Origin of the sequence: Streptomyces genisteinicus (genome assembly GCF_014489615.1) — a bacterium.
Taxonomy (GTDB): domain Bacteria; phylum Actinomycetota; class Actinomycetes; order Streptomycetales; family Streptomycetaceae; genus Streptomyces; species Streptomyces genisteinicus.
Genome location: NZ_CP060825.1, coordinates 5,857,521 through 5,876,930, shown reverse-complemented (window position 1 = coordinate 5,876,930; position 19,410 = coordinate 5,857,521). Strand labels below are relative to the sequence as shown.

14 protein-coding genes are annotated in these 19,410 nt (G+C 71.8%); 1 reads left to right on the top strand and 13 read right to left on the bottom strand.

Going from position 1 to position 19,410, the window contains the following annotated elements; all coding sequences use genetic code 11:
- Positions 1–31: 31 nt before the first annotated feature.
- From IAG43_RS25255 to IAG43_RS25230, 6 genes are all read right to left on the bottom strand, one after another.
- Positions 32–1,741, bottom strand: a complete 1,710-nt coding sequence (locus IAG43_RS25255) for a carbohydrate-binding module family 20 domain-containing protein (protein WP_187742973.1) — start codon at positions 1,739–1,741, stop codon at positions 32–34.
- Between the two features lie 453 nt (positions 1,742–2,194).
- Complete coding sequence (locus IAG43_RS25250; RefSeq protein ID WP_425508619.1) at positions 2,195–3,262, bottom strand: LacI family DNA-binding transcriptional regulator; 1,068 nt, start codon at positions 3,260–3,262, stop codon at positions 2,195–2,197.
- A complete protein-coding gene (locus IAG43_RS25245; protein ID WP_187742972.1) occupies positions 3,250–4,899 on the bottom strand; it encodes a glycoside hydrolase family 13 protein in 1,650 nt (549 codons plus the stop codon). The genes IAG43_RS25250 and IAG43_RS25245 overlap by 13 nt, the downstream gene beginning before the upstream one ends.
- Before the next feature lie 90 nt (positions 4,900–4,989).
- Positions 4,990–5,934 (bottom strand): sugar ABC transporter permease, encoded by a 945-nt coding sequence (locus IAG43_RS25240; protein ID WP_246574552.1) that lies wholly within the window; start codon positions 5,932–5,934, stop codon positions 4,990–4,992.
- On the bottom strand, positions 5,850–6,860 hold the full coding sequence (locus tag IAG43_RS25235; RefSeq protein ID WP_187742971.1) for a carbohydrate ABC transporter permease: 1,011 nt from the start codon (positions 6,858–6,860) through the stop codon (positions 5,850–5,852). The genes IAG43_RS25240 and IAG43_RS25235 overlap by 85 nt, the downstream gene beginning before the upstream one ends.
- Before the next feature lie 21 nt (positions 6,861–6,881).
- Positions 6,882–8,156, bottom strand: coding sequence for an extracellular solute-binding protein (locus IAG43_RS25230; protein ID WP_187742970.1), 1,275 nt, complete (start codon positions 8,154–8,156; stop codon positions 6,882–6,884).
- A gap of 350 nt (positions 8,157–8,506) precedes the next feature.
- Between IAG43_RS25230 and IAG43_RS25225 the strand changes: the two genes are divergently transcribed.
- Positions 8,507–9,538, top strand: a complete 1,032-nt coding sequence (locus tag IAG43_RS25225) for a LacI family DNA-binding transcriptional regulator (RefSeq protein WP_187742969.1) — start codon at positions 8,507–8,509, stop codon at positions 9,536–9,538.
- 236 nt (positions 9,539–9,774) lie between these two features.
- On the opposite strand, the gene IAG43_RS25220 is transcribed toward IAG43_RS25225, so the two are convergent.
- The 7 genes from IAG43_RS25220 to IAG43_RS25190 form a co-directional block, all read right to left on the bottom strand.
- A complete protein-coding gene (locus IAG43_RS25220) occupies positions 9,775–12,654 on the bottom strand; it encodes a DUF5682 family protein (protein ID WP_223005972.1) in 2,880 nt (959 codons plus the stop codon).
- Positions 12,651–13,772, bottom strand: a complete 1,122-nt coding sequence (locus tag IAG43_RS25215) for an ATP-binding protein (RefSeq protein ID WP_187742968.1) — start codon at positions 13,770–13,772, stop codon at positions 12,651–12,653. The genes IAG43_RS25220 and IAG43_RS25215 overlap by 4 nt, the downstream gene beginning before the upstream one ends.
- Before the next feature lie 22 nt (positions 13,773–13,794).
- On the bottom strand, positions 13,795–15,165 hold the full coding sequence (locus IAG43_RS25210) for a vWA domain-containing protein (RefSeq protein WP_187742967.1): 1,371 nt from the start codon (positions 15,163–15,165) through the stop codon (positions 13,795–13,797).
- Between the two features lie 230 nt (positions 15,166–15,395).
- Positions 15,396–16,814, bottom strand: coding sequence for a hypothetical protein (locus tag IAG43_RS25205; RefSeq protein ID WP_187742966.1), 1,419 nt, complete (start codon positions 16,812–16,814; stop codon positions 15,396–15,398).
- Positions 16,784–17,287 (bottom strand): hypothetical protein, encoded by a 504-nt coding sequence (locus IAG43_RS25200; RefSeq protein WP_246574550.1) that lies wholly within the window; start codon positions 17,285–17,287, stop codon positions 16,784–16,786. The genes IAG43_RS25205 and IAG43_RS25200 overlap by 31 nt, the downstream gene beginning before the upstream one ends.
- A 196-nt stretch (positions 17,288–17,483) precedes the next feature.
- Positions 17,484–18,389, bottom strand: a complete 906-nt coding sequence (locus IAG43_RS25195) for a carbohydrate ABC transporter permease (protein ID WP_187742965.1) — start codon at positions 18,387–18,389, stop codon at positions 17,484–17,486.
- Entirely contained in the window at positions 18,386–19,402 is a 1,017-nt protein-coding gene (locus tag IAG43_RS25190) for a carbohydrate ABC transporter permease (protein ID WP_187742964.1), read from the bottom strand. The genes IAG43_RS25195 and IAG43_RS25190 overlap by 4 nt, the downstream gene beginning before the upstream one ends.
- Positions 19,403–19,410 lie beyond the last annotated feature (8 nt).

Below are 19,410 nucleotides of genomic sequence, written 5' to 3'. Positions count from 1 at the left end.
CTGAGGGTGAGTGCGGTGCGGAGGGGTACGGCTAGTTGCGCCAGGTGTCGTTCAGCGCGATACGGCTCGTGCCGACGGTGGCGGTGCGGTTGGCACCGCTCTCCCAGGTGACGTTTCCGGCGGCGTCCTTGCGGATGTACTTGTACTCGAAGGCCGTGCCGGCGGGCAGGTCCACGTCCAGCTTCCAGACCGGGTAGGTCGCCGGGTCGAGCTTGCGGGCGCTCGCCGGGTTCCAGTTGCCGAGTTCGGCGCGGTTGCCGGTGACGTAGATGTTCTGGCCCATGACGGTGGTGGCGTTGACCGCGAACGACGCCCCGGAGGTCACCGGGTCGGGGTCGGGGTTCGTGCCGCCTCCGGAGCACGTGCGGGCGCCGGCGTGCAGGGCCACGGCGGTGCCCGCGGCGACCGTCGCGGTGAACTGGCCGGATCCGTTCACCGTGACCGCGTTGCCGCTCTGGACGTCGCAGTAGGTGCCGGACGGCAGCGACGTCTGGAAGGTGCGGGACAGCGCCGAGCCCTCGTGGTTGATCGCCACGTAGGCCTTGTCACCGCGTCCGAAGGCGATCTGGTCGCCGCCGTTGTCCCACCAGTTCGTGACGGACTGGCCGCGGGCGGTGTTGCGGAAGGCGACCATGGAGGAGATCTCGCGCCAGGCGTGCTGGCACTTCCAGCCGTCGCTGTAACAGGCGTTCACCTGGCCGCCGTTCGGCGGGCCGGCGTCGTGGTCGGAGAACTCGTAGCCGGAGTGGACGTCCGGGTTGCCGTACGGCCAGGCCAGCATGAAGACGTGCGCGAGCGTGTAGGCCGAGCCGTTCTTGTAGGTCATCGTGTCGCCGCCGCGCTCGGTGTCGTGGTTGGCGACGAACACGTTCGACTGGCCCGAGGGCATGAAGCCCCAGCCCTCGCCGAAGTTCTTCAGGTGGGCGAGGTTCTCGTTCTGGAAGACCTGCTTGAGGCTCCGTCCGTAGCGGAACTCCTGGACGTCGCCGCTGCCGAGGTACTCGGAGGGGGAGACCGCCTCGCCGGCGCCGTAGATGGCTTCGTGCTTCCAGTAGACGTTCGGGTTGGTCAGCCGGGACTTGATGTTCGACAGGTCGGCGGCCGCCATGTGCTTGGCGGCGTCGATGCGGAAGCCGTCGACACCCAGCGAGAGCAGGTCGTTGAGGTATCCGGCGATCTTCCCCCGGACGTAGTCCTCGCCGGTGTCCAGGTCCGCGAGCCCGACGAGCTCGCAGTTCTGCACGTTGCCGCGGTCGCCGTAGTTGTTGCCGATCTGCGTGGTGCAGTTGTCGAAGTCGGGCGCCGAGTAGATGCCGGGGTAGTTGTACTTGGTGTACGACGAGCCGCCGGTGCCGGTGCCGCTGCCCGCGGACATGTGGTTGATGACGGAGTCGGCGACGACCTTCACGCCCGCCGCGTGGCAGGTGTCGACCATGTTCCTGAACTGCGTGCGGTCGCCGAGGCGTCCGGCGATCCGGTAGCTCACGGGCTGGTACGAGGTCCACCACTGGGCGCCCTGGATGTGCTCCTGGGGCGGGGAGACCTGGACGAAGCCGTAACCGGCCGGGCCCAGACTGTCGGTGCACGCCTTGGCGACCGAGTCGAATTTCCACTCGAACATCACCGCGGTGACGTCCTTGTCGCCGGGCGGCGAGGCCTGCGCGACGGTGGTGGGTGCCGTGACGGCGACAGCGGCTCCTGCCACGACGGCGAGTGCCGCGGCCACGGTTCTTCTGGCCATTCTGTCCTCCTGCGAGAGGGAGGTGGGGATGGGAGGGGGGCCTCGAACGGCAACGCGCCATGCCCGCAAGGCGTTTTGAGATTTCTTACGCAAGAAGTCTGAAACTTGTTGCGGTCGAGACCGTACGGCCCGGCCGACACCCGGTCAACCCTTCGCACAGACCTTCGTCAATACCTGTATGACGGCCGGGAAACGTGTCCGTTCCGTGTCCGCAAACTCTTTCGCAAGGTGTTGCAGCGGTGTTACGTTCGACGACGACTCCGGTCCGGCCGGCCGGGGGCGCCGGTCCGTACCGGCGCCTCACGCGCCCGGCCGGCCGGGCCGGTCACCGAGCCGTTCCCCCGCCGGGCACTCCCGACGGGGGTACGCCGAAGGGCCGGTACCGGCCGCGACGACACGCGGACCGGCCCGGCCCCGGGCTCCTCCCCCACACCGCACCGCGGTACGGCCCCGTCAGGGCACCCGCACCCCCGGGGCGCCCGTCGAACCGCGCACCACCAGTTCCGGCTGGAACACGAACTCCGTGCGCTGCACCGGGTTTCCGCCGATCTCCTCGATGAGCGCGTCGACGGCGGCCGTGGCCATCGCCTGGACGGGCTGGCGCACCGTCGTCAGCGGCGGATCCGTGAACGCGATCAGCGGCGAGTCGTCGAAACCGACCACCGAGACGTCACCCGGGACGTCCAGTCCCCTGCCGCGCACCGCGCGGATCGCGCCGAGCGCCATCAGGTCGCTGGCGCACACGATGCCGGTGCAGCCCGCGTCCAGCAGCGCGCCGGCGGCCACCTGCCCGCCCTCCACGGTGAACAGCGTGGAGGTGACCAGCTCCGACGCCTGCTCCTGGGTCAGCCCCAGCATCGACTGCACGGCGGCGGTGAACCCCTCCGCCTTGCGGCGGGAGGGGACGTAGCGGGTCGGGCCGACGGCGAGGCCCACCCGTTCATGGCCGAGGTCCACGAGATGACGGACCGCCATCCGGGCCGCGCTGCGGTCGTCCGGCGACACGAAATGCGCGTCGATCCGCTCGTTGAACCCGTTGATCAGTACGAACGGCACGCCACGGGAGGCCAGTTGGGCATAGCGCCCCGGGTCCTCCGCGGTGTCCGCGTGCAGCCCGGACATGAAGATGATGCCGGTGACACCGCGCTGCTCCAGCTGCTCGACGAGCTCGTCCTCGGTGGCGCCGCCGGGCATCTGGGTGCAGAGCACCGGCGTGTATCCGTGGCCGGCCAGGACCTGTTCGATGACCTGGGCGAACGCGGGGAAGATCGGGTTCGTCAGCTCGGGGATGACCAGGCCGACCAGACCGGCGCTGCGCTGCCGCAGCCGGACGGGCCGTTCGTAGCCGAGGACGTCGAGCGCCGCGAGCACCCGGTGCCGCGTCGGTGCCGCGACACCGGCCTTGCCGTTGAGCACCCGGCTGACCGTGGCCTCGCTGACCCCGGCCTGGAGGGCGAGGTCGGCGAGCCTCGGGACGGCGCAGGCGCCGTCCCGAGGCAGGGGAAGCGTCACACCGCCCACCAGACGGTGGTGTCGGCCGGCAGCTCCGCCTCGGCGCCGGTGACGGTCACGGTGCCGTTGGAGAGCAGCACCCGTCCGCGGGCGGGCACCCGCACCGGCTCGCCGGTGGTGTTGGCGGTGCACACGAAGCCGTCGCGGGCGAACGACAGGACGCCCTCGGGGGCGTCCAGCCACTCGACCCCGTCCCCGGCGCCCATGCCCTGCTGGACCCGGCGCACCGCGAGCGCGCTGCGGTACAGCTCCAGCGTGGAGCCGGGGTCGCCGGTCTGCGCCTCGACGCTGAGGGAGCCCCACTCGGCGGGCTGCGGCAGCCAGCTGCCGCCGCCGCCGAAGCCGTACGAGGAGCCCTCGGCGGTCCACGGGATCGGCACCCGGCAGCCGTCGCGGAACCCGTCCTGGCCGCTGGCCCGCCAGAACGACGGGTCCTGGCGCACCTCGTCGGGCAGGTCGGTGACGTCGGGCAGGCCGAGCTCCTCGCCCTGGTAGATGTACGCGGAGCCGGGCAGCGCCAGCATCAGGAGGGTCGCCGCGCGGGCGCGGCGCAGGCCGAGCTCGCGGTCGCCGGCCTCACGCAGCTGGGTGCCGAGCCCCGCGGGGTTGGCGAACCGGGTGGCGTGGCGGGTCACGTCGTGGTTCGAGAGGACCCAGGTGGTGGGGGCGCCGACCGGGCGCATCGCCTCCAGCGAGGCGTCGATGACCTTGCGCAGCTCGGCGGCGTCCCAGTGGGTGCCGAGGTACTGGAAGTTGAAGGCCTGGTGCATCTCGTCGGGGCGCACGTAGTTGGCGGTGCGCTCGACGGTGGGGGTCCACGCCTCGGCGACGAGGACGCGGTTGTCGTCGTACTCGGCGAGGACCTGGCGCCAGCTGCGGTAGACCTCGTGCACGCCGTCCTGGTCGAAGAAGGGCATGACATCGTTTCCGAGCAGCTTGAGCTGGTCGTGCCCGCCGATGTCGGGCAGGCCGTCGGCCTTGATCAGGCCGTGGGCGACGTCCACCCGGAAGCCGTCGACGCCCATGTCCAGCCAGAAGCGCAGGATGGAGCGGAACTCGTCGCGGACGGCCGGGTGCTCCCAGTTGAAGTCGGGCTGCTCGGGCGCGAAGAGGTGGAGGTACCACTCGCCGTCGTCGGTGCGGGTCCAGGCCGGGCCGCCGAAGATGGACTCCCAGTCGTTGGGCGGCAGCTCGCCGTTCTTCCCCTTGCCGGGGCGGAAGTGGTACCGCTCGCGCAGCGGGGACCCCGGGCCCTCGGCCAGCGCGCGCTGGAACCACTCGTGCCGGTCGGAGGAGTGGTTGGGCACCAGGTCGACGATGATGCGCAGGCCCAGGCCGTGCGCCTCGCGGATGAGGGCGTCGGCGTCGAGCAGGCTCCCGAACATCGGGTCGATGGCGCGGTAGTCGGCGACGTCGTAGCCGGCGTCGGCCTGCGGGGACGCGTAGAAGGGGCTGAGCCAGACGGCGTCGACACCGAGGTCGCGCAGGTACGGCAGCCGGCTGCGGATGCCCTCCAGATCGCCCATGCCGTCGCCGTTTCCGTCGGCGAAGCTGCGCGGGTAGACCTGGTAGATCACCGCGTCGCGCCACCAGCCCGTGTCCGTGCCGGAGGTGGGGGCGGCGGGGGCAGCAAGGTGCTGGGTCATGTCATCCCTGGAAGTCATAGGGGTCGGGTGCGGCGCCGGTCCGGGTTCAGGCACGGACCGGCGCCGCGGCTTCATGCGCGCGGGTGCCGCTCAGCCCTTGACGGCGCCGGCGGACATGCCGGTCACCAGGTGGCGCTGGGCGAAGAGGAAGACGATCGCCGCGGGGATCGCGATGAGCACCGAGGCGGCGGTCATCGGGCCCCACTGGGCGCCGTACTGGTTGACGAACTTCTGGAGACCGCCGGCGAGCGTCATGTTCTCGTCGCCGACCATGAAGGCGGACGCGTACGCGACCTCTCCCCAGGCGGTGATGAAGGAGTAGAACGCGGTCACCGCGATGCCGGGCTTGGCGAGCGGCAGGATCAGCCGCCAGAAGGTGCCGAACGGTGTGAGGCCGTCGACCTGGCCGGACTCGTCGATCTCCATCGGGATGGTGTCGAAGAAGCCCTTCATCATCCAGGCGCAGAACGGCACCGCGATCGTCAGGTACGTGATGACCAGGCCGGCGGGCTCGTTGAGCAGGCCCATCGACGCCATGATGTTGTAGATCGGCACGATCAGGACGGCGACCGGGAACATCTGCGTGATCAGCAGCGTCCACATCAGGCCGCGCTTGCCGGGGAACCGGAAGCGGCTGACGGCGTAGCCGGTGGTGGCGGCGACGAACACACCGAGCACGGTGGTCAGTCCGGCGACGAGCAGCGAGTTGCCGAACCAGGTGAGGAACGGGGTGTCCTCCAGCAGTCCGGTGTAGTTCTCGAGCGTCGTCTCCCGGACGAAGTCCGTGGTGGTCGCGTACTTCGCCGGCTTGAGCGAGGTCAGCAGGACCCACAGCACGGGGAAGACGGCGATCACGGACGCCACGAGCAGGGTGGCGTGCAGACCGAAGGAGGCCAGCGGCGAGCGGTGGTTCCGGCCGCGGCCGCGGCGCGGGGACTGGAGTGCGGTGGTCACCAGACTTCTCCCTGCTTGCGGAGGACTCGCCGGTAGACCGCGGCGAAGAGCATCAGGAGGACCAGGATCAGCACACCCCATGTGGAGGACTGCGCGAAGTCGCGCGGGCTGATCTCGAACGAGAACTTGTAGGCCTGGGTGACGAGGATCTGCGTGGCCTCGCCGGGCCCGCCCCGGGTGAGCAGGAAGATCACCGGGAACATGTTGAAGGTCCAGATGGTGCTGAGCAGGATCACCGTGGTGCTCACCGAGCGCAGGCCGGGCATGGTGATGTTGCGGAAGCGCTGCCAGGGGCCCGCGCCGTCCATCTCGGCGGCCTCGTAGAGCTCACCGGGGATGGACTGCAGCCCGCCGAGGAGGGCGACCATCATGAACGGGATGCCGAGCCAGACGTTGACGGCGATGACCGAGAACTTGGCCCAGGTGGGGTCGTTGAGCCAGGGCACCGCGTCGATGCCGACGCCGCCGAGCATCTGGTTGAGCAGGCCGTTGTTCTCGTTGTAGAGGAACCGCCAGGCGAAGACGGAGACGAAGCCCGGCACGGCCCACGGCAGGATGAGGAACATCCGGTAGAAGGAGCGGCCGGCTATCCGGCGGTTGAGCATGTTGGCCAGGGCGAGGCCCAGCACGAAGGTGACGGCGACGCAGGAGACCGTCCACACCAGCGTCCAGCCCAGGGTCTCGAAGAACTGCGAGCCGCTGAGCGCTTCCTTGTAGTTGTCGAGGCCCACGAACTCGTAGGTCGCGGGGATCTCGTTGACGCCGATGGACCGCGCGACGTTGCGCTCGTTGGCGTCGGTGAGCGACAGGTAGATACCGCGCAGGAGCGGGTATCCGATGATCACGGCGATCACGATCGTCACCGGAGCGACCATCGCCCACGCGTACCAGTGCGTGGAGAGGGAACGGCGGACCTTTCCCTCGGGCTTGCCAGGACGGCGGCTCCGGCCGCGGGCGCTGTCGCCCGCGGCCTTCGCCACCGACTGGCTGCTGGTGTCCACAGCCATCAGCCGGTCAACCTTCCTTGGTTACTTCCAGTCCTTGAGGAGCTTGCGGTACTCCTCCGCGGTGGCCTTGACGCCCTTCTCGGGGGTGGTCTGGCCGGTGAGGACCTTGGTGTACTCGGTCACCAGCGGGGCGAAGAGGCTGCCGGTCTCCGGGATCCAGGGGCGCTCGACCGCCTTGTCGACGACCGGGCGGAAGAAGCCGACGATCTCGTTGCTCGCGACACCGGGCTGCTGGTAGACGGAGTTGCGGGTCGGGAGGAGGCTGAGCTCCTGGGCGACCTTGGCCTGGTTGTCGGCGTTGGTCATGTAGTCGACGAACGCGTAGGAGGCGTCGAGGTTCTTCGAGCCGGCGTAGACGGCGAGGTTGTGGCCGCCCTGCGGGGCGCCCTGGCCGGCGGAGCCCGCGGGGACCGGGGCGATGCCCAGGTTCGCCTTGTCGGTGAACTGCGCGCCCGCGTAGGTGTCGGCGACGGCCCACGGGCCGTTGATCATCATCGCGACCTCGCCTTCCTTGAAGGCGGTCTGCATGTTGTTCCAGCCGTCGGTCGCGTCGGTCTTGGCCGCGCCCGAGTCGACGAGGTCCTTGACGACCGTCATGGCCTTGGTGCCGGCGGGGCTGTCGATGGTGACCGACTTCGCCTTGGCGTCGACGAGGTCGCCGCCCTCGCCGTAGAGGAAGGAGAGGAACCAGTAGGCGTCGTCACCGCGGAGGTAGAGGCCGGTCTTGCCGGTCTTGTCCTTGATGGCGGCGGAGACGGTCTTCAGCTCGTCGATGGTCTTGGGGACCTCGACACCGGCCTCCTTGAAGATCTTCTTGTTGTAGAAGATGCCCATGGAGTCGATGACCTGCGGCACGGCGTAGGTCTTGCCGTCGTACTTGGTGGAGGCGGCGGCCTGCTTGAGGAAGTCGTCCTCCTCCTTCAGGGCGGCGGTGCCCTCCAGCGGCGCGAGGTAGCCGAGGTCCGCGAACTCGGGGGTCCAGGCGACCTCGGAGCGGATGACGTCGGGGGCGCCCGAGCCGGACTGCGCGGCGTTCTTGAACTTGTTCTGCGCCTCGCCGAACGGGACGTTGACGTACTTCACCTTCACCTTGGGGTGCAGCTTGGTGAAGTCCTCGGCGATCTTCTTGAAGACCTTGTCCTCGCTGCCGACCGTCGAGGTGTCCCACCAGGTGACGGTGCCGCTGAGCTCGCCCGAGCTCTTGCTGCCGGTGTCGCCGCCGTCGTCCCCACCGCACGCCGTCGCCGACACGGCCAGTGCCGCGACCAGAGCGGTGGCCGCTATGCCACGCCGCATGTGAACTCCTTCGATGTGCCCGGCAAGGGTGGAGGCGCAGACCTGCCTCCCCGCCGTCCGCTCCCTCGCGGTGCCGGGTTGCCAGGAACGTAACAGGGCTGAAAACCATCGGAAAGACCTTGCGGCAAATTTCTGCAAGGCCGGGGGATCGTTACATTCGCGTGTCCTGAGAGTTGCCGACAGATCCCTTGACACCGCCGGGAACCAGAGTGCCGCCTGCTGCAAGGCACCGGCAAGAGCCTCGCAAGGCTTTGCAGCGATGTGACGCGACTCTCCACGGCGAGGGCCCGAAACCGCTGAATCCCGCGGCTGGTGGGCAATCGTGCGCCCGACCGGTACAGTCCACTTCCATGACCGCGCGGCTCGCCGACATCGCAGCCCAGGCGGGGGTCAGTGAAGCCACAGTCAGCCGCGTGCTCAACGGCAAGCCCGGCGTGGCCGCGGCCACCCGCGAATCCGTTCTCGCCGCACTCGACGTGCTCGGCTACGAACGTCCCGTACGCCTGCGCCAGCGCAGCGCCGGCCTGGTCGGACTGATAACCCCCGAGCTGGACAACCCGATCTTCCCCGCCCTCGCGCAGGTGATCGGCCAGGCACTGACCCGCCAGGGCTACACGCCCGTGCTGGCCACCCAGACACCGGGCGGCTCCACCGAGGACGAGCTCACCGAGATGCTGGTGGACCGGGGCGTCTCCGGGATCATCTTCGTCTCCGGTCTCCACGCCGACACCACGGCCGACATGCAGCGCTACGACCGGCTGCGCGCCCAGGGCGTGCCCTACGTTCTGGTCAACGGCTTCTCCCCCAAGGTGCAGGCACCCTTCGTGTCGCCCGACGACCGGGCCGCGATGCACCTCGCGGTGACCCACCTCGCCGCCCTCGGCCACACCCGCATCGGGCTGGCCCTCGGGCCCCGCCGCTTCGTGCCGGTGCTGCGCAAGATCGAGGGCTTCCAGCACGCCATGGACGAACGGCTGGGTATCGGGCCCGCGGAGTCCGAGACGCTGATCCAGCACTCGCTCTACACGCTGGAGGGCGGCCAGGCGGCCGCCGCCGGACTGATCGCCCGCGGCTGCACCGCCGTCGTCTGCGCCAGCGACATGATGGCGCTCGGCGCCATCCGGGCCGCCCGGCAGCAGGGGCTGCACGTGCCGAAGGACATCTCGGTGGTCGGTTTCGACGACTCGCCGCTCATAGCGTTCACCGACCCGCCGCTGACCACGATCCGCCAGCCCGTCCAGGCGATGGGGCAGGCCGCCGTGCGCGCCCTGCTGGAGGAGATAGGGGGCACCCCGGCCCCGCACAGCGAGTTCGTCTTCATGCCCGAGCTCGTGGTGCGCGGCTCGACCGCCTCCTCCCCGACCCGCAACGCCGACGCCTGACCCGGCGCCTGGCCCGGCGCACGGCGGGGCGCGGGGACGCGTGCGATGCCCGGTCCTCCGCCGTGACGGCGTGCCCGGGGCCGGCGCCCCGCGACAGCACCCGGACCCGGCGGTGGCCCGGCGAGCGGCGCCGGGCGCCGCGGGCCGGGAGGGCCGTGCGCGACGCGCCCCGTGCCCGTGCACCCGCGAGGGCCCTCACCGGCGGGCCCCGGCGGTGTCCCCCGGGGCCCCGGCCCTCATGCCCCCGTCAGCAGCGTCTCCAGGGCGTCCGCCGTCGCCGGGTGACGGGTGAGGAGCGCCGCGCCCGGCGGTGCGGCGGCCGCCGGCTCCCAGGAGCCCTCCCACCCCAGCAGCCGGGCCACCGCGTCGCCGGTCGACCGGTGGGTGCGGAGCAGGGCGGCGCCGCGCGGGGCCCGCGCCACGGCCGGGGCCGCCGCGGCGGGCGGCTGCCGCCACGGCGGCACCCAGGCGTCCAGGGCCTCCAGCCGGCCGGGGAAGATCCGCCCCGCCTCGCGGATCAGCAGCGGCGCGAGGTCCGCCGCGCCGGAGCGCAGCGTGGTGATCAGCGACGGCAGCCAGGGCAGCAGCACCGGGTCGGGCAGCCGGGCGAACGCGTTGGACACCGCCTCCACCACGACGTCCGCCAGCCCGGGAACCGGCTCCAGGGCGTGCACGAACCCGCTGAGGTACCGCGGGTAGGCGGGCACCACCATCGGGTTGGCGAGCAGTCCGTCGCAGCGCTCCCGCAGTTCCTGCCGGGACAGCGTGCCGAGCTGCACCTGCGCCGCCCACAGCAGCGCCGTCTTCGAGGGGTCGCGCGGACGGCACTGCGCCACCGCGAGCTCCAGCTGCGCCCGGTCGCACCCCAGCGACAGGGCCAGGCCCTCCATGCTGAACAGGAAGCCCAGCATGGCCGCCACCTGGCCCGCGGTCGCGTCCTCGTCGGCGAACGCCGTCGGCAGCTGCGTGCAGTAGTGCGCGTAGCCCGTCTTCACGAAGGACTCGATCCACGGCGGCAGCACGGGCTCGCAGGTGCGGTAGTACGCGAGGAGTCCGCGCACCCGGCGCAGCACCTCGGGGGCGCCGTCGACGCTGCGTTCGCCCGACAGCACCTCCAGGGCCCGGGTGCCCAGGTCGTCGGCAAAGCGGCGGCTGCGCAGGTACAGCGTGGCGTCCTCCACCGCGGCCAGCACCGTCGCGGCGCGGGCCTGCGCGTCCCAGGCGGCCCGGCGCAGCCGCTGCTCCAGGACCTGCTCGATGCTGACGCCCTCGTAGCCGAGCTCGATCAGCGCCCGCTGGTGCGTGCCGAGTGCCAGGTCCCAGGACTCCTGGACCGACGTCCCGCCGAGCCGCCGCTCCCCCATGATCGGCCGTGCCGCGCCGTGCGGCATCAGGCGCCGCAGCATCCACAGCACGTCCGAGCAGGCCGCGAGCTCCGGCCGGGAGGCCAGGTCGAGCAGCGCCCGCTGCACACCGCGCTTCTCCAGCGCGAGCCCGAGCGGCGCCAGCCGGTCGTGCACGTCGCGGGCGAGCGGGGGCAGCGCGTCGTAGCCGACCTGCCCGATCCGGTCGCCGCCCATCATGATCTCGACGAGCCGGCGCACATCGCGCCGGCCGGGCACCGAGTCCTTCTCGATGCAGGTGACCGCCGCGTCCTGGAAGTCGTACGGGGTGGGCCTGGCCCGGTCGCGCATGCCCGCCAGCAGGATGGACGTCTCGAAGACGGCGATGGCGTCGGCGGTCGAGGCGAGGTAGCCGTTGCGGCGGGCCGCGCGCACGATGTCGACCGACCAGCCGAGCAGTTCGGCCTCGTCCAGGGCGTCGAGGACGGGCGGCTGCCGCAGGAAGCCGGTCAGCCGGTCCTCGGCCGGCGCCCCGGCCCGCGGGACCGCGGCGGCCGCGGCGGCCGCGGCGGCGGTCTTCCTCGCCTTCGTCCTCGTCTTCGGCGCGCCCGCCTGCCCGGCGAGCCGGTACGGCTCGACCCGGGTGCGCCGGAGGTTCTTGGCCCAGGTCGTGGCGGCGATCGACACCGATCCCGCGGCCAGCCCGAACTGGGCCTCGATCGCCGCGTGGCTCGACGGGATCAGGCCGTGCTGCCAGGTGGTGGCGGTGCGCGGGGAGATCTCGAAGCCGCCGGTGCCGTCGACGCCGAACTCGGCGACCCTGCTGGCCGCGTGGAAGGCGCCGCAGACGTAGAGGCAGTCGGCGGGGTCGGTGCCGGTGGCGGACAGGTGCTCGCGCATCCGCGTCCACATGTACCGCTCGCGGTCCTCGTCCACCCGCACCCGGTGCGGATCGCCCGGGGCGAGGCGGCGGAAGAGGCTCCCGACGAGCAGCATGACCTGCCGGTAGGTGTCGTGGTCGGTGTCGCCGAGCGGGAGCTCCACGTACTGGTGCCACCACTCCGACCAGTGGCGCACCCGGCCGTGGCGGAGCAGGTGCTCCTCCAGTTCGGCGAAGCGCGGCCGGAGGTCGCCGATCTCCACGCCGACCGCCTCGCCGTGCAGTGCGGCCTCCTCCTCGGCCGGGGCGGGCGCCCCCTGGGGGGCGGCGGGCGCACCGGGGTCGCCGGCGCGCCGGTCCCACTGGAAGACGTGGTCCGACGAGCGGTCGACGAGGACCAGTTCGACGCCCGGGGTGTCCAGCGCGTAGGCGATGGCCTGGTACTCGGCCGACGCCTCGGTGAGCGGGGCGACCACCGACAGCGGCGCCCACTCGGCGGGGAATCCGCGGACCTCGCTGGCGAAGGCCTGGACCGCCACCGGCAGGCGGCAGTTGCGCAGTTCGGTGAGGAGCGGCGCCATGTCCTCGCACAGCTCCAGGTAGACGACCTTCGGCTGCTTCTCGCGCAGCCTGCGGGCCATGGCGATCGCCGAGGCGGGCGAGTGGTGGCAGACCGGGAAGATCTCCAGCGGCTCGCGCACGGCGCGGTCCACGTCGTCGACCATGCCGAGGAGGATGCCCTCCAGGGCGCCCGGCCCGTCGGCGAACGCGGCGGCGGCCTCGTGGAGCTGTCCGCGCAGCGCTTCGAAGGTGCCGCCGCCGGCGACGGACGCAGAGTCGGGGGCGGAGGCGGACGCGGTGGCCGGCGGGGTGCCGGCGGAGGCTCCGCTCATGACAGGGTGGCGATCGCGTCGCGGCCGCCCTCCAGGAACTCGGGCCAGGAGCCGCCCTCGGAGGTGCTGCGCGGCTCGACGACCCCGTGCAGGTACTTGTTGAGGATGGCCAGGTCCTCCGGCTCGCGGCGGGCCAGGGAGCCGACCAGCGAGGAGGCGAGGGTCCGTGCGGTGAGGGCGCGCTCGCCGAAGAAGTTGCTGTGCAGCACGGCGTCCTCCAGCACACCGATCTGCTCGGCCGTGGAGAGCGCCGACTCCAGCTTCTCGTCGTCGCTGCCGGCCGCCGCCGCGGCGGCCCGCAGGTCGGTGAAGCTCTGCAGCAGCACGTCCAGCAGGGTCGGCGGCACGTCCAGGTCGATGGCGTGGCGGCGGAGCAGTTCCTCGGTGCGGAAGCGGACGATCTCCGCCTCGCTCCTCTTGTTGGTGACCTGCGGGATGCGCACGAAGTTGAAGCGCCGCTTGAGGGCCGACGACAGGTCGTTGACACCGCGGTCGCGGCTGTTGGCGGTGGCGATGACCGAGAAGCCGGGCTTGGCGAAGACGATGTTGTCGCCGGCGTCGCCGCCGAGTTCGGGGACCGAGATGTACTTCTCGGACAGGATCGAGATCAGGGCGTCCTGGACATCGCTGGTGGAGCGGGTGAGCTCCTCGAAGCGGCCGATCGCTCCGGTCTCCATCGCCGTCATGATCGGCGAGGGGATCATCGACTCCCGCGACTGCCCCTTGGCGATGACCATGGAGACGTTCCAGGAGTACTTGATGTGGTCCTCGGTGGTGCCGGCCGTCCCCTGCACCACCAGCGTGGAGTTGCGGCTGATGGCCGCGGAGAGCAGTTCCGCGAGCCAGCTCTTGCCGGTGCCGGGGTCGCCGATGAGCAGCAGGCCGCGGTCGGAGGCGAGGGTGACGATGGACCGCTCGACGAAGCTGCGGTCGCCGAACCACTTCTGCGAGATCTCCCGGTCCAGGCCGTCGGAGCGCTCGGACCCGAGGACGAACAGGCGGACCATCTTCGGCGACAGGCGCCAGGAGAAGGGCTTGGGGCCGTCGTCCACCGACTCCAGCCAGTCCAGCTCCTCGGCGTACTTGATCTCGGCGGGGGCGCGCAACAGGTCGGACATGTGAGGGCCTTTCTGATACGTCTCAGGTGAGGAAGGTCTTGAGCTCGTGGACGAGCTTGTCGATGTGTCCGGAGATCACCGGTGTGCCGAGGGTCTTGAACCGCTCCCGGAACCAGGGGTTGACCTCCTGCCGTCCGGAGCTGGTCACCGATCCGACGGGGATGAACTTCACCCCGGAGCGGTACACGGCCTCGATGCCCTCGAAGAGCGGCTGGGAGCGGCTGAACTCGTAGAAGTCGGAGATCCACACCATCGCGGTGGAGCGCGGTTCGGCGATCTTCGGACGGGCCATGGCCATCGCCACGGGACCGTCGTTGCCGCCGCCGAGGTTGGTGCGCAGGAGGACGTCGAAGGGGTCGTGCACCCAGGGCGTGAGGTCGAGGGCCCGCGTGTCGTACGCGATCAGGTGGACGTCCACCTTGGGCAGTCCCGCGAAGATGGAGGCGAGGATGGTGCAGTTGACCATCGAGTCGACCATGGAGCCCGACTGGTCCACCACGACGATCAGCCGCTGCGGTGTCGTGCGGCGGACCGTGTGCCGGTAGTAGAGGCGGTCGACGTAGAGCCGCTCCTCCTCCGGGCTCCAGTTGGTGAGGTTCTTCCAGACGGTGCGGTCGAGGTCGAGGTTGCGGTAGACCCGCTTCGGCGGGACGGACCGGTCCAGTTCACCGGCCGTGGCCTTCTCCACCTGGGTGCGCAGCACCTCGGCGACCTCGTCCACATACCGGCGGATCAGCGACTTCGCGTTGGCGAGGGCGACGCCGGAGAGGTTGTCCTTGTCGCGCAGCAGCTGCTCGATGAGGGACATGCTGGGCGTGAGCTGTGCGGCCAGCGCGGGGTCGGCCAGGACTTCGCGCAGCTGCATCCGGGCGACCAGACCGGCTTCGATCGAGCCGAGTTCGGGGCCGAGGCCGGCGGCGCCGCCGGCCTCCGTACGTCCGCCGCGCAGACCGCCGGGCGGGCAGCCGAGGGCGCGCTCCAGCCAGCCGGCGTCCGACTGCCAGCGGGCGAGCTGCCCCGCGGTGACCGTCCCGGAGCCGGTGCTGAAGACGTTGAGCAGCACCTTGGAGGCGAGGGCGGCCCTGCGCACCTCGGCGGCGCGGTCGCGTCCCCCGTCGCCGTCGGGCCCGGGGGCCATCAGGCCCTCCAGTTCCGCGGCGAGGGAGGGGTGCCGCTGCACCACGGAGTCGACGGACGCGCCGGGGTCCAGGAGGGCCGGCGGCAGGCCGATGTCCTCGACGACGGCGAGGCTCGCCGATTCGAGCGCCGGCTGCTCCTCGTGGTCGAAGAGGCGGGCGAGCAGCCGCCAGTAGAGCACCTGGCGGCGGTTGTCGTTAGGGTCCGGCAGTGGCGCCTGTGGGACGGCCGGATCGGGTCCGGGCGTCTGAGGCACGGCCGGGTCCGGCACGGGCGCCGGCGGCACGGTGCCGCCGGGCGCGGCCGGGTCCGGAGCCTGCCCGCCGGGGGCCGGGGCCCCGGGCGCCGGAGGACCCGGCTGCGGAGGGCCCGGCTGCGGAGTCCGCCCGGACCTGGCCGGTCCCGCGTCCCCGCCGGCGGCGTCGGTGGCGCCCCCGGTCGCGGCGGCCGGATGCCCGGCGGCACCGCGCGGCGGTGTGGTGTCGCTCATGCGCGCAGCAGCCTTCCCGCGCGTTCGCGCAGCACGGAGACGGCGTCGGTGGCGGCCTTCTCGGCCTTCGCCCCGGCCTTGTCGTCGGTACCGGCGGCCCACGCCCCGGAGTGGAGCGCGACCGCCTTGCGGCGCACGGTGGCCTCCACCGCGAGGGGCTGCACGCGGAACGCTCCCGCGTCCCAGCGGAGCAGCCCGATGCAGGCTCCGGAGCCGGCGACGGCCTCCGGGGTGAGCGGCCCGGCGACCGGGATGCGGTCGGTGTCGACGGCCAGCCGGTGGCCCGCCAGGTCGAACACGAGGGCGTCGTCCTCCCGGTGGGCCGCGTATCCCTCCAGCAGCACGGGCTCGGCGACGACGGCGGGGTGGCGGTCCAGGGGCGCGGTCGCCGGTCCGGTGGCGCCTGCCAGCGCCACCCGGGCGGTCGCGAACGGGTCGGCGCTCTCCCCCGCCTTCGCGTGGGCGTCGTCCCAGAGCAGGTCACCGCCGTCGGTGACGGGCATCCGGTCGAGTTCCATCGCCCGGCCCTCGCCGAAGGCCGCGAGGAGCGCGCTGTGCGGGCGGAGCAGCTGCCAGAGTCCGGCGCCCACCACGGTGTCGGGCTTGGGCGCCGACACCGAGGCGCGGACCAGGCGGGGCGCGGTGCCGTCGGACGGTTCGAACACCGCGTGCACCTGCGCCTGCACGGCGGTCGGGTGCTCGTGCAGGTCGATGCCGAGCGGCAGCAGGCGGCCGGTGGCGGTGCCGGTCGCCGCGGGTACGGCCGCGCCCTGCCGGGTCAGCAGGAGCGCCCGGGTCCACAGGTCGGCCCAGCGGCGCACGGGGACGTGCTCCAGGGCGGCGCCCGGGCAGGAGGCGGCCAGTTCCGCGGCGAAGCCGTCGAGGAGGGCGGCCAGGCGGCGCAGCGCGGGGTCGGGCAGCATCGCGGAGACGACGCCGGCCGCCTGCGACACGAGGTCGTGGTCGATGCCGCGCCAGCCGGCACGGGCGAGGTCGCAGAGCCAGGTGCGGGCGGCGGCCCGCAGGTTGGCCCCGTCGCCGCCGTCCGCGGTGGTGGGGACCTCGCCGGCGCGGGTCCGTCCGGTGGCCTCGTCGGCCCGGGCGAGCAGCGCGTCGTGCACCGCGCCGAGCAGGGCGGCGCGGGCGGCAGCGAGCGCCGTGAGGTGGTCCTCGCCGGCGGCTCCGGCCGCGGCCTTCCCGGCGGCCTCGGCGACCCGGTCGGCGAGCGGTGTCCCCGCGACGGCGCCGGCGAGCGCGGCGAGCCCTTCGGCCTGCGCCGGCTGGGGACGCAGCAGGCCCTGCACGAGCACCCGGTCGAAGGCGTCGACGGCCGCGAGGGCTTCGTCGAGCCCCTCGACGGGGTCGGTCAGCAGATCGGCGCGCATCAGGCCACCGCCCTGGTGGGCGGGAACCACTGCATCTCGGGCAGCGGGGCGGTGCTCGGCGCCAGTTCGAGATAGGCGAGGTGGCGCAGGAAGCGGCTGAACACGGGCGCGGCGGCCGCGGTGTCGCCCTGCGCGGGGCGGGTGGCGGTCATGGCGGCGACGATGGCGGCCGGGTCGGGGGCCGTGTCGCCGGTGTCGGCCTTCAGATAGCGGGCGACCCGCTCGGCGCCGTACTGGAGCACGGCCTCGCCGACGAGGGCGCGGATGTGGTTGCAGTACGAGCCCCGCGCGCCGCCGCAGGGCCGGTTGTTGTTGGTGCTGCACGCGAAGGCGTACGTGCCGGCCGCGACGGAGGACACGTAGACCCGGCCGATGTCCGAGCCGCTGGACACCACTCCCTGCACGCGGCCCTCCGCCAGCTCGACGAACGGCACCTTGGCGAGCTTGCGCGCCCGGGCGGGCGGTGTCACCCGGACCGTGCTCGACTTCTCCCCATCCGACAACGGACCATCTCCAATGCACACGGGAGGTGTTCGCACCACTGCGGCGGAACGAGACGAACCTATCCGTGCCCACTGACAACGCCGCCGCGGACGGCGCAGGGCCCCCTGGTCCCGGGGCCGGGACGGCGTCCCCGCACACGACGCCGGGGCCCGGGACGCGCCCCACGCGCGTCCCGGGCCCCGGCTCCCCTGCGTGTCAGCTCTTGACCGCTCCGGAGGTGATGCCGCCCACGATGTGCTTGCCGAGCACCGCGAAGACGACCAGCAGCGGCAGGGTCGCGATCAGGGCGCCGGTGAGCACGATGGCGTGGTTGATGGTGTGGTTCCCGGACCCGAGTCCGGCCAGTGCCACCTGGAGGGTGGGCGATCCGTCCGGTGTCAGCGCGATGAACGGCCAGAAGAAGTCGTTCCACGCCTGCACGAAGATGAGCATCCCGAGCACCGCCATGGCGGGCCGTGCCACCGGGAAGACCACGTGCCAGATGATGCGCAGGCTGTGCGCGCCGTCCACCCGCGCCGCCTCGATGAGCTCGACGGGCAGCGCCTCCAGCAGGTACTGCCGCATGAAGAACACACCGAACGCGGCGACCAGGCTCGGGAGGATGACCGACTGGAGCTGGTTGACCCAGCCGAAGTCGGTGATCAGCTGGTACAGCGGGATCACGCTCAGCTGCGGCGGGACGGTCATGGTCGCGACCACGATCGTGAGCAGCACGTTGCGGCCCTTGAACTCCAGCTTGGCGAAGGCGAACCCGGCCAGCGTGGCGAAGAGCACCGTGCTGCACGCCACGGCTCCGGCGACGATCGTCGTGTTGATCAGCGCCTCGCCCATGTCGACCTGGTTCCAGGCGATGGAGAGGTTGTTGAACAGCTCCTTGCCCGGCAGCAGCGGGCTCGGCGCCTGCACGACGCGCTCGCCGGTGTGCGAGGCGGCGACCAGGTTCCAGTACAGCGGGAAGAGCGAGATCAGCGCCGCGAAGCCCAGCAGGATGTAGGTGAACGGCCCGGCGTGGTGCTGGCGTCCGGCCTTGGTGCCGAACCGCTTGCGCGGTGCCGGCGGCCGCCCGTGTGCCGGGGCGGGCCTGTTGAGAACCTGCGTCATGAGCGGGCCGCTCCGTCCTTCTTCTTCCCCCGGCCGGACCGGCCGAGCAGGTACTGCACGAGTCCGATGAGCAGCAGCAGGAGCAGCATCACCCAGGCGATGGCGGACGCCTGGCCGAGGGCGCCGGTGATCCAGCCCTTCTCGTACATCAGCAGGCTCAGCGTCTGGTACTGGTTGCCGCTGCCGCCGCCGATGCCGAGGCTGCCGCCGAAGATCAGCGGTTCGCCGAAGAGCTGGGTGGCGCCGATGGTGGAGACGACGATGGTGAACAGGATCGTCGGCTTGATCGAGGGGATGGTGATGCTGATGAACTGCCGGAAGCGGGAGGCGCCGTCCAGCGCTGCGGCTTCGTAGAGGTCGTTCGGCACGGCCTGCATGGCGGCCAGGTAGATCAGCGCGTTGTAGCCGGTCCAGCGCCAGGTGACGATCGTGGAGATCGCGATCTGGGCGGGCCACTTCTCCGTCTCCCAGTTGACCGCGTCGATGCCGACGTAGCCGAGCAGCTGGTTGATCAGACCGTAGTCGGTGTTGAACAGCTGGGCGAAGACGAGCGCCGCGGCGGCGATGGAGGTCGCGTACGGGGCGAGGACGGCGACGCGGTAGAAACCGCGGCCGCGGATGCGGTAGTTGAGCAGGTGTGCGAGGCCGAGGGCCATCAGCAGCTGCGGCACGGTGGAGATGAGGCCGATGGTGAAGGTGTTGGCCAGCGCGTTCCAGAAGAAGTCGCTGTCCCAGAGCCGGATGTAGTTGTCCAGGCCGCGCCACTCGGCCTCACCGCCGAGTTCGACCTTCTGGAGCGACAGCCAGCCGGTGTACACCAGCGGGAACAGGCCGAAGGCGGCGAAGACGAGGAAGAAGGGGGCGACGTAGACGTACGGCGTCGCCTTGAGGTCGATCCGGTACAGGCGGCTGCGCCAGCTGTCGGGGTCGCGGTGCTTCTTCGGTTCCTTGGGGCTGCCCGACAGGACGACGGGGGGCGAGGCGTCCTGGTCGGGCTGGAGGGAGGTGGCCATCAGGCGCC